The organism is [Clostridium] scindens (genome assembly GCF_019597925.1).
Classification (GTDB): Bacteria; Bacillota; Clostridia; order Lachnospirales; family Lachnospiraceae; genus Clostridium_AP.
On the sequence record NZ_CP080442.1, the window covers coordinates 2,120,008 to 2,135,198 of the forward strand.

The window sequence follows — 15,191 nt, forward strand, 5'->3', positions numbered from 1 at the left end:
ACGTGGAAAAGTGCCCCATTGGGCACACTTTTCCATACTGCCAATATATTAGCACGAAATATTGTATTAATCAAACAATATTTATTTTGCAAGTACATGATCTAGTGTATCTGCCAGCACTTCCATGGCATTGCGCATTTCCTCCACTGTATTTGTCTGGGCTCCAGCCTCTATCAGCAGAGTCTTTGGCTTTAAATGCATGTTATAGCGGTAGGCTCTCAGATAGATATGCCGGGTAAATCCCGGATACTTGTTGGCTGCCGCAATCTGCATCTGCAAAGAGAATGCCAGGTTATCCTCTATGTATGGATTGGCCAGATAACTGATATTGCCATTGGCCTTGGTACGGCTAAGCCCATTAAAGAACATGATCTGCGCCGTAGGCCTGCCGTTGATCTCCGTCACCAGATGAGTCCCTTCTGCCACGCCGTCCCGGTGAAGGTCAATGACCACTTCGATGCTGGGATTCTCGGCAAGAATATTCTGGATCTGCGGCTCCGCCAGCTGGTATGCCATGCTTCGGTCCAGTTTTCCGTCCACCAGGTCATACACTCCTTCGTGGTGCAAAGTCTCGATCCCGTATGTATTGTTTAACAGGTCTGAGAGATAGGCGCCCATCCCCATGATGGTGGTGCTGGTATCGCCTTCTGTCGAATCCGCAAACGCCTCCTGGGAATGCGTATGGTAGATGAGCACCTTCGGGCCTCCTTTAGATTGGTCGATCTTCAGATCTTTCCCCATAAGTTTTTCTGCATTGAGCAGGTCCCCGTCTGCCATCGTATTTCCATCTATCGTATAGAAGTTTCCCACCAGGTATTCAAAATTTTTCAGATTTTCCATGGAGGTATCAATTGGCGTTCCAGATGTCTGGGCGACTTCCTCTTCCTTGTCATCGCCTCCCAATAGCTGCCCGTTTTCATCCACCGCGTTTTCATCATTGGCCTGCTGGGCCAGGATCATCGCGTATGTCTCCTCATCTTCCACATCCGTATGGACGGATGCCTTGCCCTCCACATAGGTTCCAAGAGGCACCAGTTTCATGGCGCTTTCGGTCACCCAGTCTGAGAAGGATGCCTCTTTGTCGCCTTCCAGATAGGCGAACCCGGTCAGATACGTTTCTTCTGATTTCTCCATCAGGAAACGGTTGATCCCATCCTGCACCTTCTTTACCGGATGCAGAGGTACCTGCATGAACGCATACAGAACCAGGATGCCTGCGATGACCGCTATCATGATACGGCTGATCCGCTGTTTTTGTCCCACATTATCCACTCCGCTTTAAGAAAACGCTGCCCGCTGCATAAAGCGGGCAGCACATCATATATTTTGTGTCTTAATACTATATGACGCTATTTTCCTTAATATGTGCATGTCCTTTGGAAAACAGCAGATTCAATGCCTCGGATATGGTGAAGCTGATGCGCTTTACCGTCTCGTCGATGTCCTTTGGCGTTACAAACAGGCCGTTTAGGTGCGGCGAGATCAGTTCTTTGACCAGTTCATACTTTTCCGCCGCATTATAGCCCTGCATGACCACGCCCACCCCTCTTAAGGTCTCCGAACTTTCCAGAGCAGCTATCAGATTCTCCATGGTATCATTGACGATCGTAGCCGCATCCACGACCGTGGGAACGCCGATTGCAATGACCGGGACGCCTACCGTCTCTTTGGTGATGGCATTGCGGTGATTGCCTACGCCTGATCCAGGATTGATGCCGGTATCCGCAATCTGGATGGTTCGGTTCAGCCTTCTGGAACTTCTGGCTGCAAGCGCGTCAATGGCAATGATGATGTCCGGCTTCGTCTCTTTGACGATGCCCTTGATGATCTCTACCGTCTCCATGCCTGTCTGCCCCATGACTCCGGGGACGATAGCGCTGATTAAGTTGACCGCATCTTCTCCCATGGCATATTTGCCATATTCCTTGATGATGTGCCGGGTAATATTCAGATTATCCACCACGTACGGCCCAAGGGCGTCCGGAGTCACTTTCCGGTTGCCAAGCCCCACCACAAGCACGGAATATTCTTCCTTGTCGCTTTTTATGAACCGCTCGAGGAATTTTGCCAGCTCGTTTGATATCTCCTGGTGATAGTCTTCATCCGGCACCGCCATATTCGGTGCCTCCATGGTGATGTACGTGCCGACCGGCTTTCCCATCGTCTTAGCGCCATTCTCCGTCTCGATCTTTACGGTGGTCACCTTGATCTCCCTCTCCTCGTCGTAATCTTCTTCCAGCACGACGCCTTGTACTTCTACATTGTCCGACTCGAATCGCTCTTTCTGCTCAAGAGCCAGGTCTGTTCTGATGCTATACTTCTCAATCATCCCTTACATCCTCACTTTAGTCATAATTTATTTGCTAGTTTTTGCAATATTTTGAGAAATATGTATTGACAGAATTCTTTCTGTGTCCTAAAATAAATTAGTGTGTTTCGTTAGAACGTCCGTGTCCGGCTCTAACGAACTAGAATCGAGAAAATCGAAATATAGGATATTGGAGGTGGACAAATTGGCTAATATCAAATCTGCAAAGAAAAGAATTTTAGTAAACGAAACAAAAGCTGCTAGAAACAAAGCAATCAAATCTAAGGTAAAAACTTGCGTAAAGAAAGTTGAAACAGCTATCGCAAACAAAGATGCTGAAGCTGCTAAAGCAGCATTAAAAGTTGCTATCGTTGAAATCAACAAAGCAGGAAGCAAGGGTGTTTATCACAAAAACACATGCTCTAGAAAGATTTCCCGTTTAACAAAAGCCGTTAACGGAATTGCTTAATAGATAGAGAGTCGCATGCAAAAAACAGCCATACCGTCAATGGCTGTTTTTTTATGCGACAGGAAATCGCATTTCCTCATATCTGCTACAGTTTGGAATATCCAAAACTGTTGACGATCGCCTCTACTCTCTGGCCTGCCTTGCACATTGGGCAGTCGCTGGGTTCATAAGCCCTGTAATCCGGAATGTCCTTGCTGGTGAATATGGTCTTGATCTCCATGCCTGCCACCTTCGTAACGGCGCTGAAGATAGCGCTGACTCCGCACACGGTTCCTCCATAGTATAGGATGGACTCTATAGCCTTGCTAATCGTCTTGCCCGTAGTGACGGAAGCGGCAAGGATCAATACCTGCTGATTTTCGATCATGCGCTGCTTGTTATCCCGGAACATGATCTGTCCCAGAGCGTTGTACTCCGGCGTTATAACAGAGATATTATTGTCGGCGCTGAGCGACAGCCTGCTGGTGTCAGCCAGTTCCTCCGCCAGAAATGTTCCGATCACTTCCGTCTCATCCAGGCACACGATCGTGTTCACATAAGTATTGTTCAGATACTCATTGGCCAGCACTCTGGCTGCCTCCCTGGAATTGTGATGCCTGGTCTTGACGGTAGACATATCGATATAAGTATTCAGATGCGAATTGCTTGTTGCGAAATGCCCTTTCATTACCTTGATGCGCGCTTTCGGGTTCTTATTAGAGCGTAGGTCTTCAAACCCTTCCATTGTCTTGTCCATTGGTCTTTCCTCCCTGTAAAATATGATAGTTTATTGACATAAAATGCATGCGGCGCCTATAGTTCGGAATATCCGTAACTATTGACGATGGCATCCACCTTTGCTCCTGCTTTGCATAGCGGGCAGGCATGGCTTGGGTATACCTGGTAATCCGGGATATCCGCCGTAGTGAAGGCAGCATGGATATCCAATCCTGCAACTTTTGATGCCGCGCTGAATATCGCGCATACGCCGTTCACATTCCCGCCGTAATAAAGGATGGTATCAATTGCCTGAAGCATCGTCTTCCCGGTATTTAACGAGCCAGCCAGAATCAGCACGTTCTGTCCACCCACCATGCGCTTGGTATTGTCCCGGAACATCATCTGTCCCAGCTGGTTTGATTCGGGTGCTACAATAGAGATATTCTTCCCCTGGTTTACCGACACCGGGCCTGGCGCGGCGAGCAGTTCCGCCATGAAAGCGCCTACCACTTCCATTCCGTCCAGGCATACGATGGTATCCACTTCCACCGATGACAGAAATGGCTCCGCCAGCATCCTGGCCGCTTCCCTGGCGTGGTCGCACCTGGATTTGATGGTGGAAATATCAATGTAGGTATTCACATGGGAATGGCTCCTCGCAAAATGTCCCTGCATGATCTTGATGCGCACTTTTGGATTCCTGGCTGACCGAAGATCCCGTAAATTCACGTCCATAGTCCACTCTCCTTTCTCTTCTATTGTCATCCGTTCCTGATCTGTTACCTTCATTTTAGCATACTGATATCAGAAATACAGCAATATTTCTTCATTTTTCAGAATCTTCTATATCCTGGCCTGCATCCATTACAAAAGCCCCATACTCCATTGGAGTACGGGGCCGGTTCTTATATGTACCTTTTATGCTTCCTAGTTGTTGATCAACTTCTCGGAGTCGCTCCAGCTGTAAAGACTTCTGACTTCCTTGCCGACTTTTTCTGACGGATGCTCTGTAGCCAGTTTTCTCATAGCTCTGAAGTGCGCCTGTCCGCCTGCCTGTGACATATCCAATAGGAACTCTTTTGCAAATGAGCCGTCCTGGATGTCTGCAAGTATCTTCTTCATTGCCTTCTTTGTCTCATCTGTGATAATCTTTGGTCCTGTGATATAATCGCCATATTCCGCCGTATTGGAGACAGAATATCTCATTCCTTCAAATCCAGACTCATAGATCAGGTCAACGATCAGCTTCATCTCGTGAACACACTCGAAGTAAGCATTTCTCGGGTCATATCCTGCTTCTACCAATGTATCGAAACCTGCCTGCATCAATGCGCATACGCCGCCGCAAAGTACTGCCTGCTCGCCGAAAAGGTCTGTCTCTGTCTCTGTCCTGAATGTAGTCTCAAGAACGCCAGCTCTTGCTCCGCCGATTCCAAGCGCATATGCAAGTGCCTTATCAAGAGCCTTCCCTGTATAATCCTGCTCTACCGCAACAAGACAAGGGGTTCCTTTTCCAGCCTGGTATTCGCTTCTTACCGTGTGTCCCGGAGCCTTAGGAGCGATCATTGTCACATCTACATTTGCCGGTGGAACGATCTGTCCGAAGTGAATCGCGAAACCATGCGCGAACATCAGCATATTGCCTTCTTCCAGGTTTGGCTCGATGTCTTTTTTGTACATTGCCGCCTGCTTTTCATCGTTGATCAGGATCATGATGATGTCTGCCTGCTTTGCCGCCTCGGCTGCGGTGTACACCTTCAGTCCCTGTGCCTCTGCCTTAGCCCAGGACTTGCTTCCTTCGTAAAGGCCGATGATAACGTTGCATCCGGATTCCTTTAAGTTGAGCGCATGTGCATGTCCCTGGCTTCCGTAGCCGATAATTGCGATTGTCTTACCTTCCAGTAATGATAAGTTACAATCTTCCTGATAATAAATTCTTGCTGCCATATTAGCATTCCTCCTACTTTTGATTAAATTGAATTTGTATTGTTAAATAAGGGCGGACAAATCATCTGCTCCCATTTAAAATGCGCCTCTAGTCGATGTATGTAACATCCTTGATTCCCCGGGAAAGCCCGGTAATTCCCGTCCTGGCAAGTTCCAGGATCTCGTAGCCGTCCAGAAGATTTAAAAAAGCGTCCAGCTTAGACTGGTTGCCGGTAAGCTCTACCATCAAAGACTCCTTCTCCACATCTACGATCTTAGCCCGGAATATGTCCGCGATTGAGATGATCTCTGATCTCTGGGCCGCATTGGCACGGATCTTGACCATGATCAGTTCCCTGTAGACAGACTCGCTTGGCTTAAGCACCTTGATCTTGATGATATCTTCCAGTTTCCTTACCTGTTTTTCAATCTGGGACAAGATCAACTCATCTCCGCTTGCAACAATGGTAATCCTTGTAAATCTCGGATCTGCCGTCACGCCAGCCGTGATACTGTCAATACTGTATCCGCGCCTGCTGAACAGTCCTGCGATACGGCTTAGAACACCGGGATTATTGTCGACGATTAATGAATAAACTCTTTGCATATTGCACCTCTTTCCCATTTGCGTTTTCAAAAACAGAGTGCGTTCTGTTTTTTAATCATAACAACATCTTTTAGATTTGTCAATAGGATGGCGGAGATTTTAACGAAATTCCAATATTCCTTCTACATCCTCCGTGATATAGTCCGCGCCAGCCGCCTCCAGTTCTTCGCGGCTCCCGAATCCATACAGCACTCCCAGGCAGTGGATATCATTTTCCCTCGCCCCGGCCACATCATGCTCCCGGTCGCCGATCATCAGCACCTTGGATCGCTCGGATGTCTGGCAGTTTGAAAGCGCATAACGGATCACCTCCGCCTTCGTGCCCCGGCCGCCATCAAGCTCCATCCCTGCCACGTAGTCAAAATAAGGCGACAGCCCGAAGTGCTCTATGATCTGCCTCGCAAAGGGCTCCGGCTTTGACGTGGCCACCACCAGCGTCTTTCCATCTTCCTTCAGTTTGCTTGCCACCGCCTCGAATCCATCGTATACCCGGTTTTCAAAGATTCCTCTGTCTTTATAGTACTCCCGGTAGTAGCCGATCGCCTCCAAGGTCTGTTCCTCGGAGAATCCATAGAATCTTGGGAAAGAATCCGTAAGCGGCGGACCGATGAACTTGTACAATTTGCGCCTGTCCGTCTCCACGATCCCGTATTTTTCTAATGCGTACATCACGGAATTCGTGATTCCCAGGGAAGAATCCGTGATCGTCCCATCTAAATCAAAGAAAAATGTATCATATCTACTTTCCATCTTAACTCCTTCCTTTTGCCTGACATGTAATCTGACCTTGATTATAGTATGTTCCCGCTGCTTCTGCAAGCAGCAATTCTGCGTCCGGCTGCCGCAAAAATAGCGGGAGCCTCCGTTTGCCGGAAGGTTCCCGCTATCCCATCTTCTTACTGCAGTTCTACTTTCATCTGCGCCGTCTCTAATTCTCCCTGGATCGTAACGCCGTACGTCTTGCCTTCATAGGTATATTCCGTCGTATATACGCCGTCTTCCAGCAATTCTTCCGTAATGTCGATCTCCTGGCCGCCAATCGCCAGTCCCAATGACTTGCTGTCTTCGTGGTACACCAGTTTTGGATTCTGTTCATCCTGATCAATAGCGATGTACGTCCCGTCTTCCGCCCGAAGCACCATATGATCTTGCGTTGAAGCCTCTTCATCCAGCGTAAGATTCCGAAACCACACGCTTACCTTGTCCTTCACTTCCTCTACGATCTTGCCGTCCGTAGCCGCAACCGACACGATGGATACGGATAGCGTCAGTGCCAGCACGGCTGCCAGCGTAACGAATGCCTTCTTCTTGCGCCATGGCCTTTTCCCCGGCTCTGCCATATTCACGACCTCCTGTTCTGCCTGGAAGGAGGGTTTCAGGGCGCTGCACACTCTCCTGTATTCTTCTTCTGGAAATCTATCTTCCATATATTCCTGCCTCCTCCAACGATATTTTTAAATGCTTCCTTGCCCGCATCAGCCGCGTCTGTATGGTGGAAGGATTCTTCTTTAGCAGGATGGCGATCTCCGCCGCCTGGTATCCCTCATAATAATACAGGTAGACCGGCACTCTGTATTTCCTGGGCAGAGCCATGACTGCCTGAAGAATCTCCTGATCCCTCCTTGCTTCCTCTGAATCAAAGCCCCAGGCCGCGCCTTCTTCGGGAAGGTATTCCCGGCATTCCTCATGCTTCTTCCAGGGGGAGACGAACATCCGCCTGCATTCATTCACCGTCACCCGTATCAGCCAGTTCTTCAGGTGCTCCGGGCTTTCAAATGCCACCGCTGAGCGGTACAGTTTGAGAAACACGATCTGCATAATGTCTTCTGCATCGTGCCGGTTCCGGCAGTCATGCAATGCGATCCGGTATACCATATCCTTATTCGTTTCAACAGCCACAATATATTTTCCTTCTTCCAACAGCCACACCCCGCAAGCAGTTTCTTCTTTTTTGAAAAGCCTTTCACCTATCATACCTTGCAGAAGGAGAAAATATCTCATTTTTTAAATATTATTTTATGTCATATTCCGTATCGTTGATCATAACCTTGTCGATCTTGTCAATGTCCAGCGCTTTTCTGAATTTGACCATATATTCTATCTTCATCTTTCCGTCTCCTCCCTCGCTATAACTTCCGCTGGCGCCCCCGGATGGATGTGTCCTGTCCGTCCCGGCCTCCTCATATCCCATGTTGCCATTCATGATTTTGACGCTGGTTCCATCCTCAAGCACTGCCGTAACGGTGGGGTAATAATACTCCCATCCTCCTATGCTGCCGGAACTGTCATCCGCCTTTCTCGACTCCCCGGCGACCCTGACGCTCATCCTGCGGATCTCCACCCTGTCAAAGCCTATATGATCAGGGAATTGGTTCTTGTATGGAACGACCGCGATGGCCTTATCCTTTTTCATATGCAGCTTAAAAGATATCTTCAGAATCTCGTCGCCATGCTCATCGAGCCAGTCCTGACCTGGCATGGAGGGCATTCCATCCGCATACAGGATCGTACAGTTGCTGCCCGCGCTGTTCCACTCGAACATGAAGTATTTCTTCCCATCGTCCGGGTATTGGTCATATTCATATGCACCTCCTCCTGAGCCAGTGCCTTTCTTCGAATCTCCGGTAATCCGGATGACGGGGAATGTCTCGCTCTCCTTAAGCGCCTTCTGGCTGTCTGCATTCAAGGCCTCCACTGAGACGAGAATATACTTGATATCTCCATCTGCCAGCACATCCTCCACCCGCAGACAGTAATCCTTATTCCTGGCTTCATGGTACTGCTCCTGCATCAGATCCTTTTCCATCTGTCCGTCGCCGCTGCCAAAATACGTTTTAAACAGGTCCGGGTGCTTGATCGCCGCGTACCCTGCCGTTCCCGCAAACAGGCAGAGAAGCCCGATCACCAGGACTGCGGCCCATTTGGGAATATAGATTCCTTTCTTCCTCCCATGGCCATTTCCTTTCTGAACTTCTATCTCATCCAGCAGTTCTACAGGAATATCGTCAAACAGGTCTGTAATCTTCTCTTTCATTGACATATCCCCCTTTCCCTCAGATGGATCTTAAGCTTCTTCCTTGCGCGCATCAGTTTGGACTTCACCGTATTCCTCCTGAGATCCATCTCGCCTGCAATGGTCTCTGTCGATTCATAGTAGAAATAATAGCGGATCATGATCTCTCTTTCATCTCTCTTCAGCATGTCCAATGCATCCTTCAAGATCTTCGCCCGTTCCTCCTTCTCCAGGCCCAGACAGAAATCCGTCACTTCCACCTGATCCGTCTCCTGGATAAGAAGCGTCTGCGTCTTATGCTCCCGGAGTTTATTTTTTGCCTTGTTCCTGGCAATGGCGGCCAGGTATGCTCTAAGGCTGCCTTTATCAAGATCGATCCGTTCTGCATTTACCCACAGGCTATAGAATGTATCATTGACCACTTCCTGCAGATCTTCCCTTGCCATCGCGCTGCCGATAATGCGGAAAACGATGGCTGATATGTACGCCTCATAGACAGAAACCGCTTCTTCAAGCGCAATTTCATTCCGTCCTTTTAACTGTTCCAGTAATCGTTGCTCGTCCATTCTATCACCTGCCTTCTCTTTATTATAGTATACACAACATCCGGCCAGACGGTTGCACAGATAGAAAAAAATCGAAAACTATAGCGTGGTACCTTTTGATACCACGCCGTTTCATTACCAAGTTTTTCTGTTCTTACGCTATCTCTTTAATCTCTTTCTTCGTATCATGCTATACGCAACTGCCGCCAGCCCCGCATATGCCATCATGGCTATGACCGATGCCTCTATTCCGAAATCCCCTCCAGTGAGCAGGGGATTCTTTACCTCCAGCACATAACTGAAGATGGACGATGCATCCGCCTCCGGGCCGATATGCAAGATCTGGCTGACCATAAACAGATTCCAGACGCCGTGTACCAGCGCGCCGCTCCAGATGCTGCCGCTTTCATAAGCGATCAGTGCAAACAGGATTCCGACTGCCGTACCGGCCAGAAGCAGCTGCACAGCTGACACGAGGCTTAAACTTGCTCCCAGCATATGGACTGCCCCGAATAAGACCGACGAGGCCAGGACCGCTACCTTTCGGTTCCATCTGCTCTCCAGGCTTTTGAGGATGGCCCCTCTGAATACGGCCTCCTCCACAACCGCCGCCGCGATCCCATAATAGGCCGCGCCGCTTAAGATCAAGACAACGTCCGCCTGCCTAGCTGTAACCGCTTCAAAGTGTCCAGGCAGCAGCAGGCAGATGCCGCATACAGCCAGCGGAAGCAGAACTGCCGCCACGCCCCATGCCGGCCGGATCCTGACTGGTGAAAGCCCCAGGGAGGAAGGACGCATCTTAAGTCCCTTCCTCCCAAGCACGCGGATTCCCCACAAAGCAAGGGCTGCATAGAGCAGGGCTGCCAGGATATTTCCCGCCGGAACCGGCAGCCCTGCAGCACAGGCTGCACTTGCGATCAGCACAGAGACCGTCTGCGCTGCGACCAGAATCAGGATGGATATCAGGATGCAAACCCAGATATTTTTCTTATGCATATCCTAGCCCTCCCTACTTTCAACATTTCGCTTAAATCCGACATAAGTCGTCAGGAAATACAGAATATAGATTCCCATAAACAACGCCAGGGAGATGGCAAAATACTGGAACACAGAGGTGCTTACGCCTGTATAGAAAATGAAGATATTACTGATAAATACTGCCACGATGCCGCTGATCAGCGCCGCAAAGAGCGCCGGGCATAGGTAATATCCGAACAGCTGCTTCAGGATCAGCCTGGATACCTCCCTTTTACTCAGCCCGATTTTTTTGAGCACGCCGTACCGGAACTTATACTTTGCGGAATCGCTTAACTGGTGAACGGACAGCACCGTCAAAGCCACGCACAGGAACACCAGGCCCACATAAAACGCAGGGAATATGATGGAGGACAGCATATACTTTACTTCGGGTATCAGATTATCCCGTACCAGGTTCACGGCATTGTATGTGACAATGGTATCCGTCCCATAGCAGTTATTCCCTTTCATCTCGGCATGGCCACCAAAATCAGTATTGTCGCTCAAATCATCCAGCTGATTCCCCAGGCCTTCCGGCGCCTCCCCTCTGATATCTACCGCAAGTTCGCTGTAGTAGGGAGTCATGCCCGCAATCACCTGATCCGGGACGATGATGACATAGTCCCCTCCATTATGGCCATCCTGGGAGAAGGCTTCCATATAGTAGCCTGCAAAACGCAGTTTCCCATTCTCCCCATTGATAGATATAGCATCCTCAAGGCCTTTTGCCTGATCTTTCAGGCGCTGCTTGATGTGTATGGCAAACTGGCCGTCCGATAGCGTCACCTCTTTATATCCCAGCATCCTTCTAAGATGGTTGTAATCCGATAGTCCCATATAGGTATCATAATTGCAGTAGCATTCTTCCGGATTTTTCTCAATCTTTTTCAGATTCGGACTTCCATCGCTGTTCAGATAAGAGTCCCCGAATATTTGCAGATGCGTATACAGCCACGCGTTTGCCTGATTGGTCTGGCCTGCATAGATGTGGTAGATAAAGGCATCCTCTATATCCGATTCTTTGCCGATGATCTTCAGTTCGTCCTGGAAGTCATCATTGACGTCAGCGCTGTATACCTGCACGTCAAAAGGAAACTTATCTCCCAGTACCTGATTCTGCCAGTCGCTGAACATCATGGCAATGGAGCAGCCTAAGAACGCGATGGTAAAAAGGGAGGTCAGCGTCCCCATGGTAAAACGCATGGTCTTAAGCTTGGAGGAAAACTGCCTGAGCAGAAACAGGTTCTGGCCCTTATAGATTCCTTTTCCCTTTGCCCGGACATAGCAGATGATCCAGGAGGAAAGTCCGGTATAAAACAGATAGATTACCAGGATGAGTCCCACCAGAAACAGGATTACGCTCCCGGCATTATTAATCAGGCCGCAGAACAGGAAGACTCCAAATGCCAGCATGAACAGAATGGAAACCGGAAGAAGCCATCTTTTTAACTTCTCGTTGGATTCCTTAATCTCCTCATTCTGCTTATTGGCATTCATCAAGTCATGGATGTTCATTTTCTTAAATCTTCTGCGGCATCTGAAAAGCGCCAGCAGGTAACAGCCTGCATAGCATGCGGCAGTCATCAGAATGCAGTATCTGTTGAACTCCAGATGGAGGTCGTATTTCATCTGGATCATGCTGTAGAGAACGGACATGATGATCTGCTGAAGCAAAGTCCCAAGGAGCATTCCCAGAAAGAATGCGCCCGTTCCCATCAACAGATTTTCACGCATGTACAGACTTGCGATCTTCTTTTTCTTCATCCCCAGCAGCAGATAGATGCCAAATTCCTGGCTGCGCTTCTCCAGCATGAATCTTATCATATAGTTGATCAGCCAGGCCACGATCAGTACGATAAAAAATGTGGCAATCCCCACCATAGCCGCCATCAGCCCTGCAACTTCGAACAGTTCCTGGACATCCCTGGAAAACAGGATGCTGTTGAACGCGAACATAAGGGCCGTCACAAAGGTCATGGTGAGCACATATACCAGATAGTCTTTGACGGAACGTTTCACATTACGAAAGGCAAGTTTACCGAGCATCGGATAACTCACCTCCCGTCAGCGCCAGGACGTCCAGAATCTCATTGAGGAACTCCCTCCTGCTTTTGGAGCCGCGCATCAGTTCGTGAAAGATCTTTCCGTCCTTTAAAAACAGGATGCGTCTGCAGTAGCTGGCTGAGAATGCATCATGGGTCACCATCAGGATGGTGGCCTTAAGCGACGCGTTCATATTAGAAAATGTCTCCAGAAGCGTCTGGGCTGATCTGGAATCCAGCGCCCCGGTCGGCTCATCTGCCAGAATCAGGCGGGGATTATTGACCAGCGCCCTGGCGCAGGCGCAGCGCTGCTTCTGCCCGCCTGAGACCTGATAGGGAAAGTTATCCTTAATCTCCGTAATCTCAAGCAGGCGCAGCATCTGGGCGCATTTCTTCTTGATCGAATCCCTTCCTTCTTTGTGAAGCGTCATGGCAAGCACGATATTTTCCTCAATCGTAAGCGTATCCAGCAGATTGTAGTCCTGGAATACGAATCCCAGATTATCCTTGCGGAAATCAGACAGGCCATCCTCCGACAGTTCCGTGATATCAACGTCTCCGTAATAGATATGTCCCGCAGTCACGCGGTCTATGGTGGACATCATGTTAAGCAGAGTCGTCTTTCCCGAGCCAGAGGCCCCCATGACTCCCACGAATTCTCCCTTTGCCACCTGGAAGCTGACCCGGTCTATAGCCTTCGTCACATTGGAGCCATTCCCGTAATATTTTTCCACGTCGCACACGCGTATATAGTCATTCATATTCCTGTCACTCCTTTTTCTTTGATACTATGACTATATCAGATACTTCCCGGCGTTTGTATCAGCCTGCCTTGCAGTTATCTTACAGTTTTGAAAGATAGCTGCTGACCGGAAATTCCAGGATCATCTGCGTGCCAGCGCCTTCCTGGGATCTGGCAGAAATGTCGATGCCCAGCCTGCCGCACAGTTTTCTGCAAAGGTAGAGTCCCATGCCGGTAGAGCGTTCATGGGTTCTTCCATTGCTTCCTGTAAATCCCTTGTCATAGATTCTCCCCAGTTCTTCTTCCTTGATCCCAATTCCATTGTCGCTTACCAGCAGACGGACGCCATGCGCATACTCCTGCGTCTCGATTCTTATGCATGCGTTTGAATCCCTCTTATACTTGGTAGCGTTTAGTACCAGCTGGTTCAGGATGAAAGAGATCCATTTCTTATCCGTAAAGGTCCGGTGCCTGCAGTCAATCTCCGCCTGTATCCCGTTCTGGATCAGATAATGCTTATTCTTCGCCAGCACCTCCCGGGCTACCTCCTGCAAGTCTGTCTCCTGTATTACATAGTCCTTATACACTTCCTCTGATCTTGCATAGTACAGCGCCATATCCACGTAATTCTCGATCTTCTGGTTCTCCAGGCTGATGCGCCTGGTAAGTTCGTCCCGGTGGTTCTCGCACATCAGCGAAATGCCGGTGATCGGCGCCTTGATTTCATGAACCCAGCTTTCAATATATTCCCGGTAATCCTTCTGTTCTGCCTCGATCTGGCGGATCCGCTCTATCACCGACTTGTTGGACTTGCGTATCATATCCTGGTAAATGTGATCTTCCAGCCGGAAAGATTCCGGCATCAGTTCTCCCAAAAGATACCGCTGGTCTACATGCTCCAGCACCTCCTCCATCTGCTTGAAATAACGTTTCCGCCTGTAGTATTCCACTGCCAGATAAGCCAGCAGCACAAGGAGCCAGCACAGGAAGATTACCGCGCCATACGCGGTCGGATATCCGGTGGCATAGAGGAACCCTGCCAGGAGGAACATGGCGAATCCCTGAAGCAAAAGGAGCATCACCCGATCTTTGATAAAATCAATAAACTTCATATCCGATACCCCATTCCTCTCCGGGTCTCTATGAAGCCCTCCACTCCAATCTCCTCTAGCTTGCTTCGGATGCGGGTCATGTTAACACTCAGCGTATTGTCATCAATAAATACCTGATTATCCCACAGGTATTCTATAATCTCTACTCTGGGGACGATCTCCCCCTTCTTCTTAAAAAGACAATGCAGAATCTTCAGTTCATTTTTGGATAATTCCGTCTGCCTGCCCTGGAAACTTATGTATCCTCTGGCAACATCCAGTTCCACGCCGTTATGGCTAAGCCTGGCCGACTCCCCTACTGCTTCTTTCCGGGCGCGCTTCAGCACCGCCGCAATGCGGGCCAGCAGAATTGGAGGCTGGAATGGCTTGGTAATATAGTCATCCCCGCCTTTGAGCATTCCAGTCAGCTCGTCCATCGAATCCGTACGGCTGGTCAGGAAGATGATGGGCACCTCCGATACCGCCCGCACCTTCGTACAGATATCAAACCCGGACTCCTCCGGCAGATTCAAGTCCAGAAGGACGATGTCCGGGTCCGCCTTCCATATATCGGTGGCCACGTCCCCGAAGACGTCAAGCGCCGTCACCTGATACAGCGCATTTTCCAGCAATTGCTTCAGTTCCTGGCGGATGGCAGCGTCATCCTCCACAATCAAAATATGCATTGATTTCACCTCTTTTTCAATTTTACACAGGGGTTTGAACAATTTG

The 15,191-nt window shown here is 49.2% G+C and carries 17 protein-coding genes; 1 reads left to right on the plus strand and 16 read right to left on the minus strand.

The annotated features are described in order from the left end of the window. Nucleotides 1–81 precede the first annotated feature (81 nt). Nucleotides 82–1,263, minus strand: coding sequence for a stage II sporulation protein P (locus tag K0036_RS10255; protein WP_259283277.1), 1,182 nt, complete (start codon nt 1,261–1,263; stop codon nt 82–84). A gap of 76 nt (nt 1,264–1,339) precedes the next feature. Further along, nucleotides 1,340–2,329, minus strand: a complete 990-nt coding sequence (gene gpr, locus K0036_RS10260) for a GPR endopeptidase (RefSeq protein WP_025643377.1) — start codon at nt 2,327–2,329, stop codon at nt 1,340–1,342. 184 nt (nt 2,330–2,513) lie between these two features. Between gpr and rpsT the strand changes: the two genes are divergently transcribed. Further along, the gene (gene rpsT / locus K0036_RS10265; protein WP_009248471.1) at nt 2,514–2,777 is read left to right on the plus strand and encodes a 30S ribosomal protein S20; all 264 of its coding nucleotides are present in this window, start codon (nt 2,514–2,516) and stop codon (nt 2,775–2,777) included. Nucleotides 2,778–2,862: 85 nt separating this feature from the next. Here the strand turns inward: rpsT and K0036_RS10270 are convergent, their stop codons facing one another. The 14 genes from K0036_RS10270 to K0036_RS10335 all read right to left on the minus strand — a co-directional run bounded on the left by K0036_RS10270 (nt 2,863) and on the right by K0036_RS10335 (nt 15,145). After that, the gene (locus K0036_RS10270; protein ID WP_025643376.1) at nt 2,863–3,513 is read right to left on the minus strand and encodes an orotate phosphoribosyltransferase; all 651 of its coding nucleotides are present in this window, start codon (nt 3,511–3,513) and stop codon (nt 2,863–2,865) included. Between the two features lie 56 nt (nt 3,514–3,569). Continuing rightward, nucleotides 3,570–4,211 (minus strand): phosphoribosyltransferase, encoded by a 642-nt coding sequence (locus tag K0036_RS10275; RefSeq protein ID WP_025643375.1) that lies wholly within the window; start codon nt 4,209–4,211, stop codon nt 3,570–3,572. Between the two features lie 192 nt (nt 4,212–4,403). Then, nucleotides 4,404–5,423 carry a ketol-acid reductoisomerase gene (gene ilvC / locus K0036_RS10280; protein WP_009248470.1) on the minus strand — a complete coding sequence of 340 codons (1,020 nt, stop codon included), beginning with the start codon at nt 5,421–5,423 and terminating at the stop codon, nt 4,404–4,406. An 88-nt stretch (nt 5,424–5,511) separates the two neighbouring features. Next, nucleotides 5,512–6,009: an acetolactate synthase small subunit gene (ilvN, locus tag K0036_RS10285; protein WP_009248469.1), complete on the minus strand. Its 498-nt coding sequence runs from the start codon at nt 6,007–6,009 to the stop codon at nt 5,512–5,514. A gap of 99 nt (nt 6,010–6,108) precedes the next feature. Beyond that, complete coding sequence (locus K0036_RS10290) at nt 6,109–6,759, minus strand: HAD family hydrolase (RefSeq protein WP_025643374.1); 651 nt, start codon at nt 6,757–6,759, stop codon at nt 6,109–6,111. A gap of 146 nt (nt 6,760–6,905) precedes the next feature. Then, the gene (locus K0036_RS10295) at nt 6,906–7,436 is read right to left on the minus strand and encodes a hypothetical protein (protein ID WP_220429675.1); all 531 of its coding nucleotides are present in this window, start codon (nt 7,434–7,436) and stop codon (nt 6,906–6,908) included. Beyond that, a complete protein-coding gene (locus tag K0036_RS10300; protein WP_310593057.1) occupies nt 7,426–7,908 on the minus strand; it encodes an RNA polymerase sigma factor in 483 nt (160 codons plus the stop codon). The genes K0036_RS10295 and K0036_RS10300 overlap by 11 nt, the downstream gene beginning before the upstream one ends. 112 nt (nt 7,909–8,020) lie before the next feature. Beyond that, nucleotides 8,021–9,043 carry a DUF4179 domain-containing protein gene (locus K0036_RS10305; RefSeq protein WP_220429676.1) on the minus strand — a complete coding sequence of 341 codons (1,023 nt, stop codon included), beginning with the start codon at nt 9,041–9,043 and terminating at the stop codon, nt 8,021–8,023. Further along, on the minus strand, nt 9,040–9,588 hold the full coding sequence (locus K0036_RS10310) for an RNA polymerase sigma factor (protein WP_025643371.1): 549 nt from the start codon (nt 9,586–9,588) through the stop codon (nt 9,040–9,042). Before K0036_RS10310 ends, K0036_RS10305 begins: the two co-directional genes overlap by 4 nt. A 138-nt stretch (nt 9,589–9,726) precedes the next feature. Next, entirely contained in the window at nt 9,727–10,563 is an 837-nt protein-coding gene (locus tag K0036_RS10315) for a CPBP family intramembrane glutamic endopeptidase (RefSeq protein ID WP_220429677.1), read from the minus strand. A gap of 3 nt (nt 10,564–10,566) precedes the next feature. Next, nucleotides 10,567–12,630, minus strand: a complete 2,064-nt coding sequence (locus tag K0036_RS10320; protein ID WP_220429678.1) for an ABC transporter permease — start codon at nt 12,628–12,630, stop codon at nt 10,567–10,569. After that, nucleotides 12,620–13,387 (minus strand): ABC transporter ATP-binding protein, encoded by a 768-nt coding sequence (locus tag K0036_RS10325; RefSeq protein WP_220429679.1) that lies wholly within the window; start codon nt 13,385–13,387, stop codon nt 12,620–12,622. Before K0036_RS10325 ends, K0036_RS10320 begins: the two co-directional genes overlap by 11 nt. A gap of 82 nt (nt 13,388–13,469) precedes the next feature. Then, entirely contained in the window at nt 13,470–14,480 is a 1,011-nt protein-coding gene (locus K0036_RS10330) for a sensor histidine kinase (protein ID WP_220429681.1), read from the minus strand. Beyond that, the gene (locus K0036_RS10335) at nt 14,477–15,145 is read right to left on the minus strand and encodes a response regulator transcription factor (protein WP_220429682.1); all 669 of its coding nucleotides are present in this window, start codon (nt 15,143–15,145) and stop codon (nt 14,477–14,479) included. Before K0036_RS10335 ends, K0036_RS10330 begins: the two co-directional genes overlap by 4 nt. Between the last annotated feature and the right edge of the window lie 46 nt (nt 15,146–15,191).

Excerpts from the sequence above, each read along its gene's own strand:
- K0036_RS10290 (WP_025643374.1), bottom strand. The coding sequence starts at position 6,759 with ATGGAAAGTAGATATGATACATTTTTCTTTGATTTAGATGGGACGATC.
- K0036_RS10320 (WP_220429678.1), bottom strand. The coding sequence starts at position 12,630 with ATGCTCGGTAAACTTGCCTTTCGTAATGTGAAACGTTCCGTCAAAGAC.
- ilvN (WP_009248469.1), bottom strand. The coding sequence starts at position 6,009 with ATGCAAAGAGTTTATTCATTAATCGTCGACAATAATCCCGGTGTTCTA.
- K0036_RS10310 (WP_025643371.1), bottom strand. The coding sequence starts at position 9,588 with ATGGACGAGCAACGATTACTGGAACAGTTAAAAGGACGGAATGAAATT.
- K0036_RS10305 (WP_220429676.1), bottom strand. The coding sequence starts at position 9,043 with ATGAAAGAGAAGATTACAGACCTGTTTGACGATATTCCTGTAGAACTG.
- K0036_RS10335 (WP_220429682.1), bottom strand. The coding sequence starts at position 15,145 with ATGCATATTTTGATTGTGGAGGATGACGCTGCCATCCGCCAGGAACTG.
- K0036_RS10330 (WP_220429681.1), bottom strand. The coding sequence starts at position 14,480 with ATGAAGTTTATTGATTTTATCAAAGATCGGGTGATGCTCCTTTTGCTT.
- K0036_RS10325 (WP_220429679.1), bottom strand. The coding sequence starts at position 13,387 with ATGAATGACTATATACGCGTGTGCGACGTGGAAAAATATTACGGGAAT.
- K0036_RS10275 (WP_025643375.1), bottom strand. The coding sequence starts at position 4,211 with ATGGACGTGAATTTACGGGATCTTCGGTCAGCCAGGAATCCAAAAGTG.
- K0036_RS10270 (WP_025643376.1), bottom strand. The coding sequence starts at position 3,513 with ATGGACAAGACAATGGAAGGGTTTGAAGACCTACGCTCTAATAAGAAC.
- K0036_RS10315 (WP_220429677.1), bottom strand. The coding sequence starts at position 10,563 with ATGCATAAGAAAAATATCTGGGTTTGCATCCTGATATCCATCCTGATT.
- K0036_RS10295 (WP_220429675.1), bottom strand. The coding sequence starts at position 7,436 with ATGGAAGATAGATTTCCAGAAGAAGAATACAGGAGAGTGTGCAGCGCC.
- gpr (WP_025643377.1), bottom strand. The coding sequence starts at position 2,329 with ATGATTGAGAAGTATAGCATCAGAACAGACCTGGCTCTTGAGCAGAAA.
- ilvC (WP_009248470.1), bottom strand. The coding sequence starts at position 5,423 with ATGGCAGCAAGAATTTATTATCAGGAAGATTGTAACTTATCATTACTG.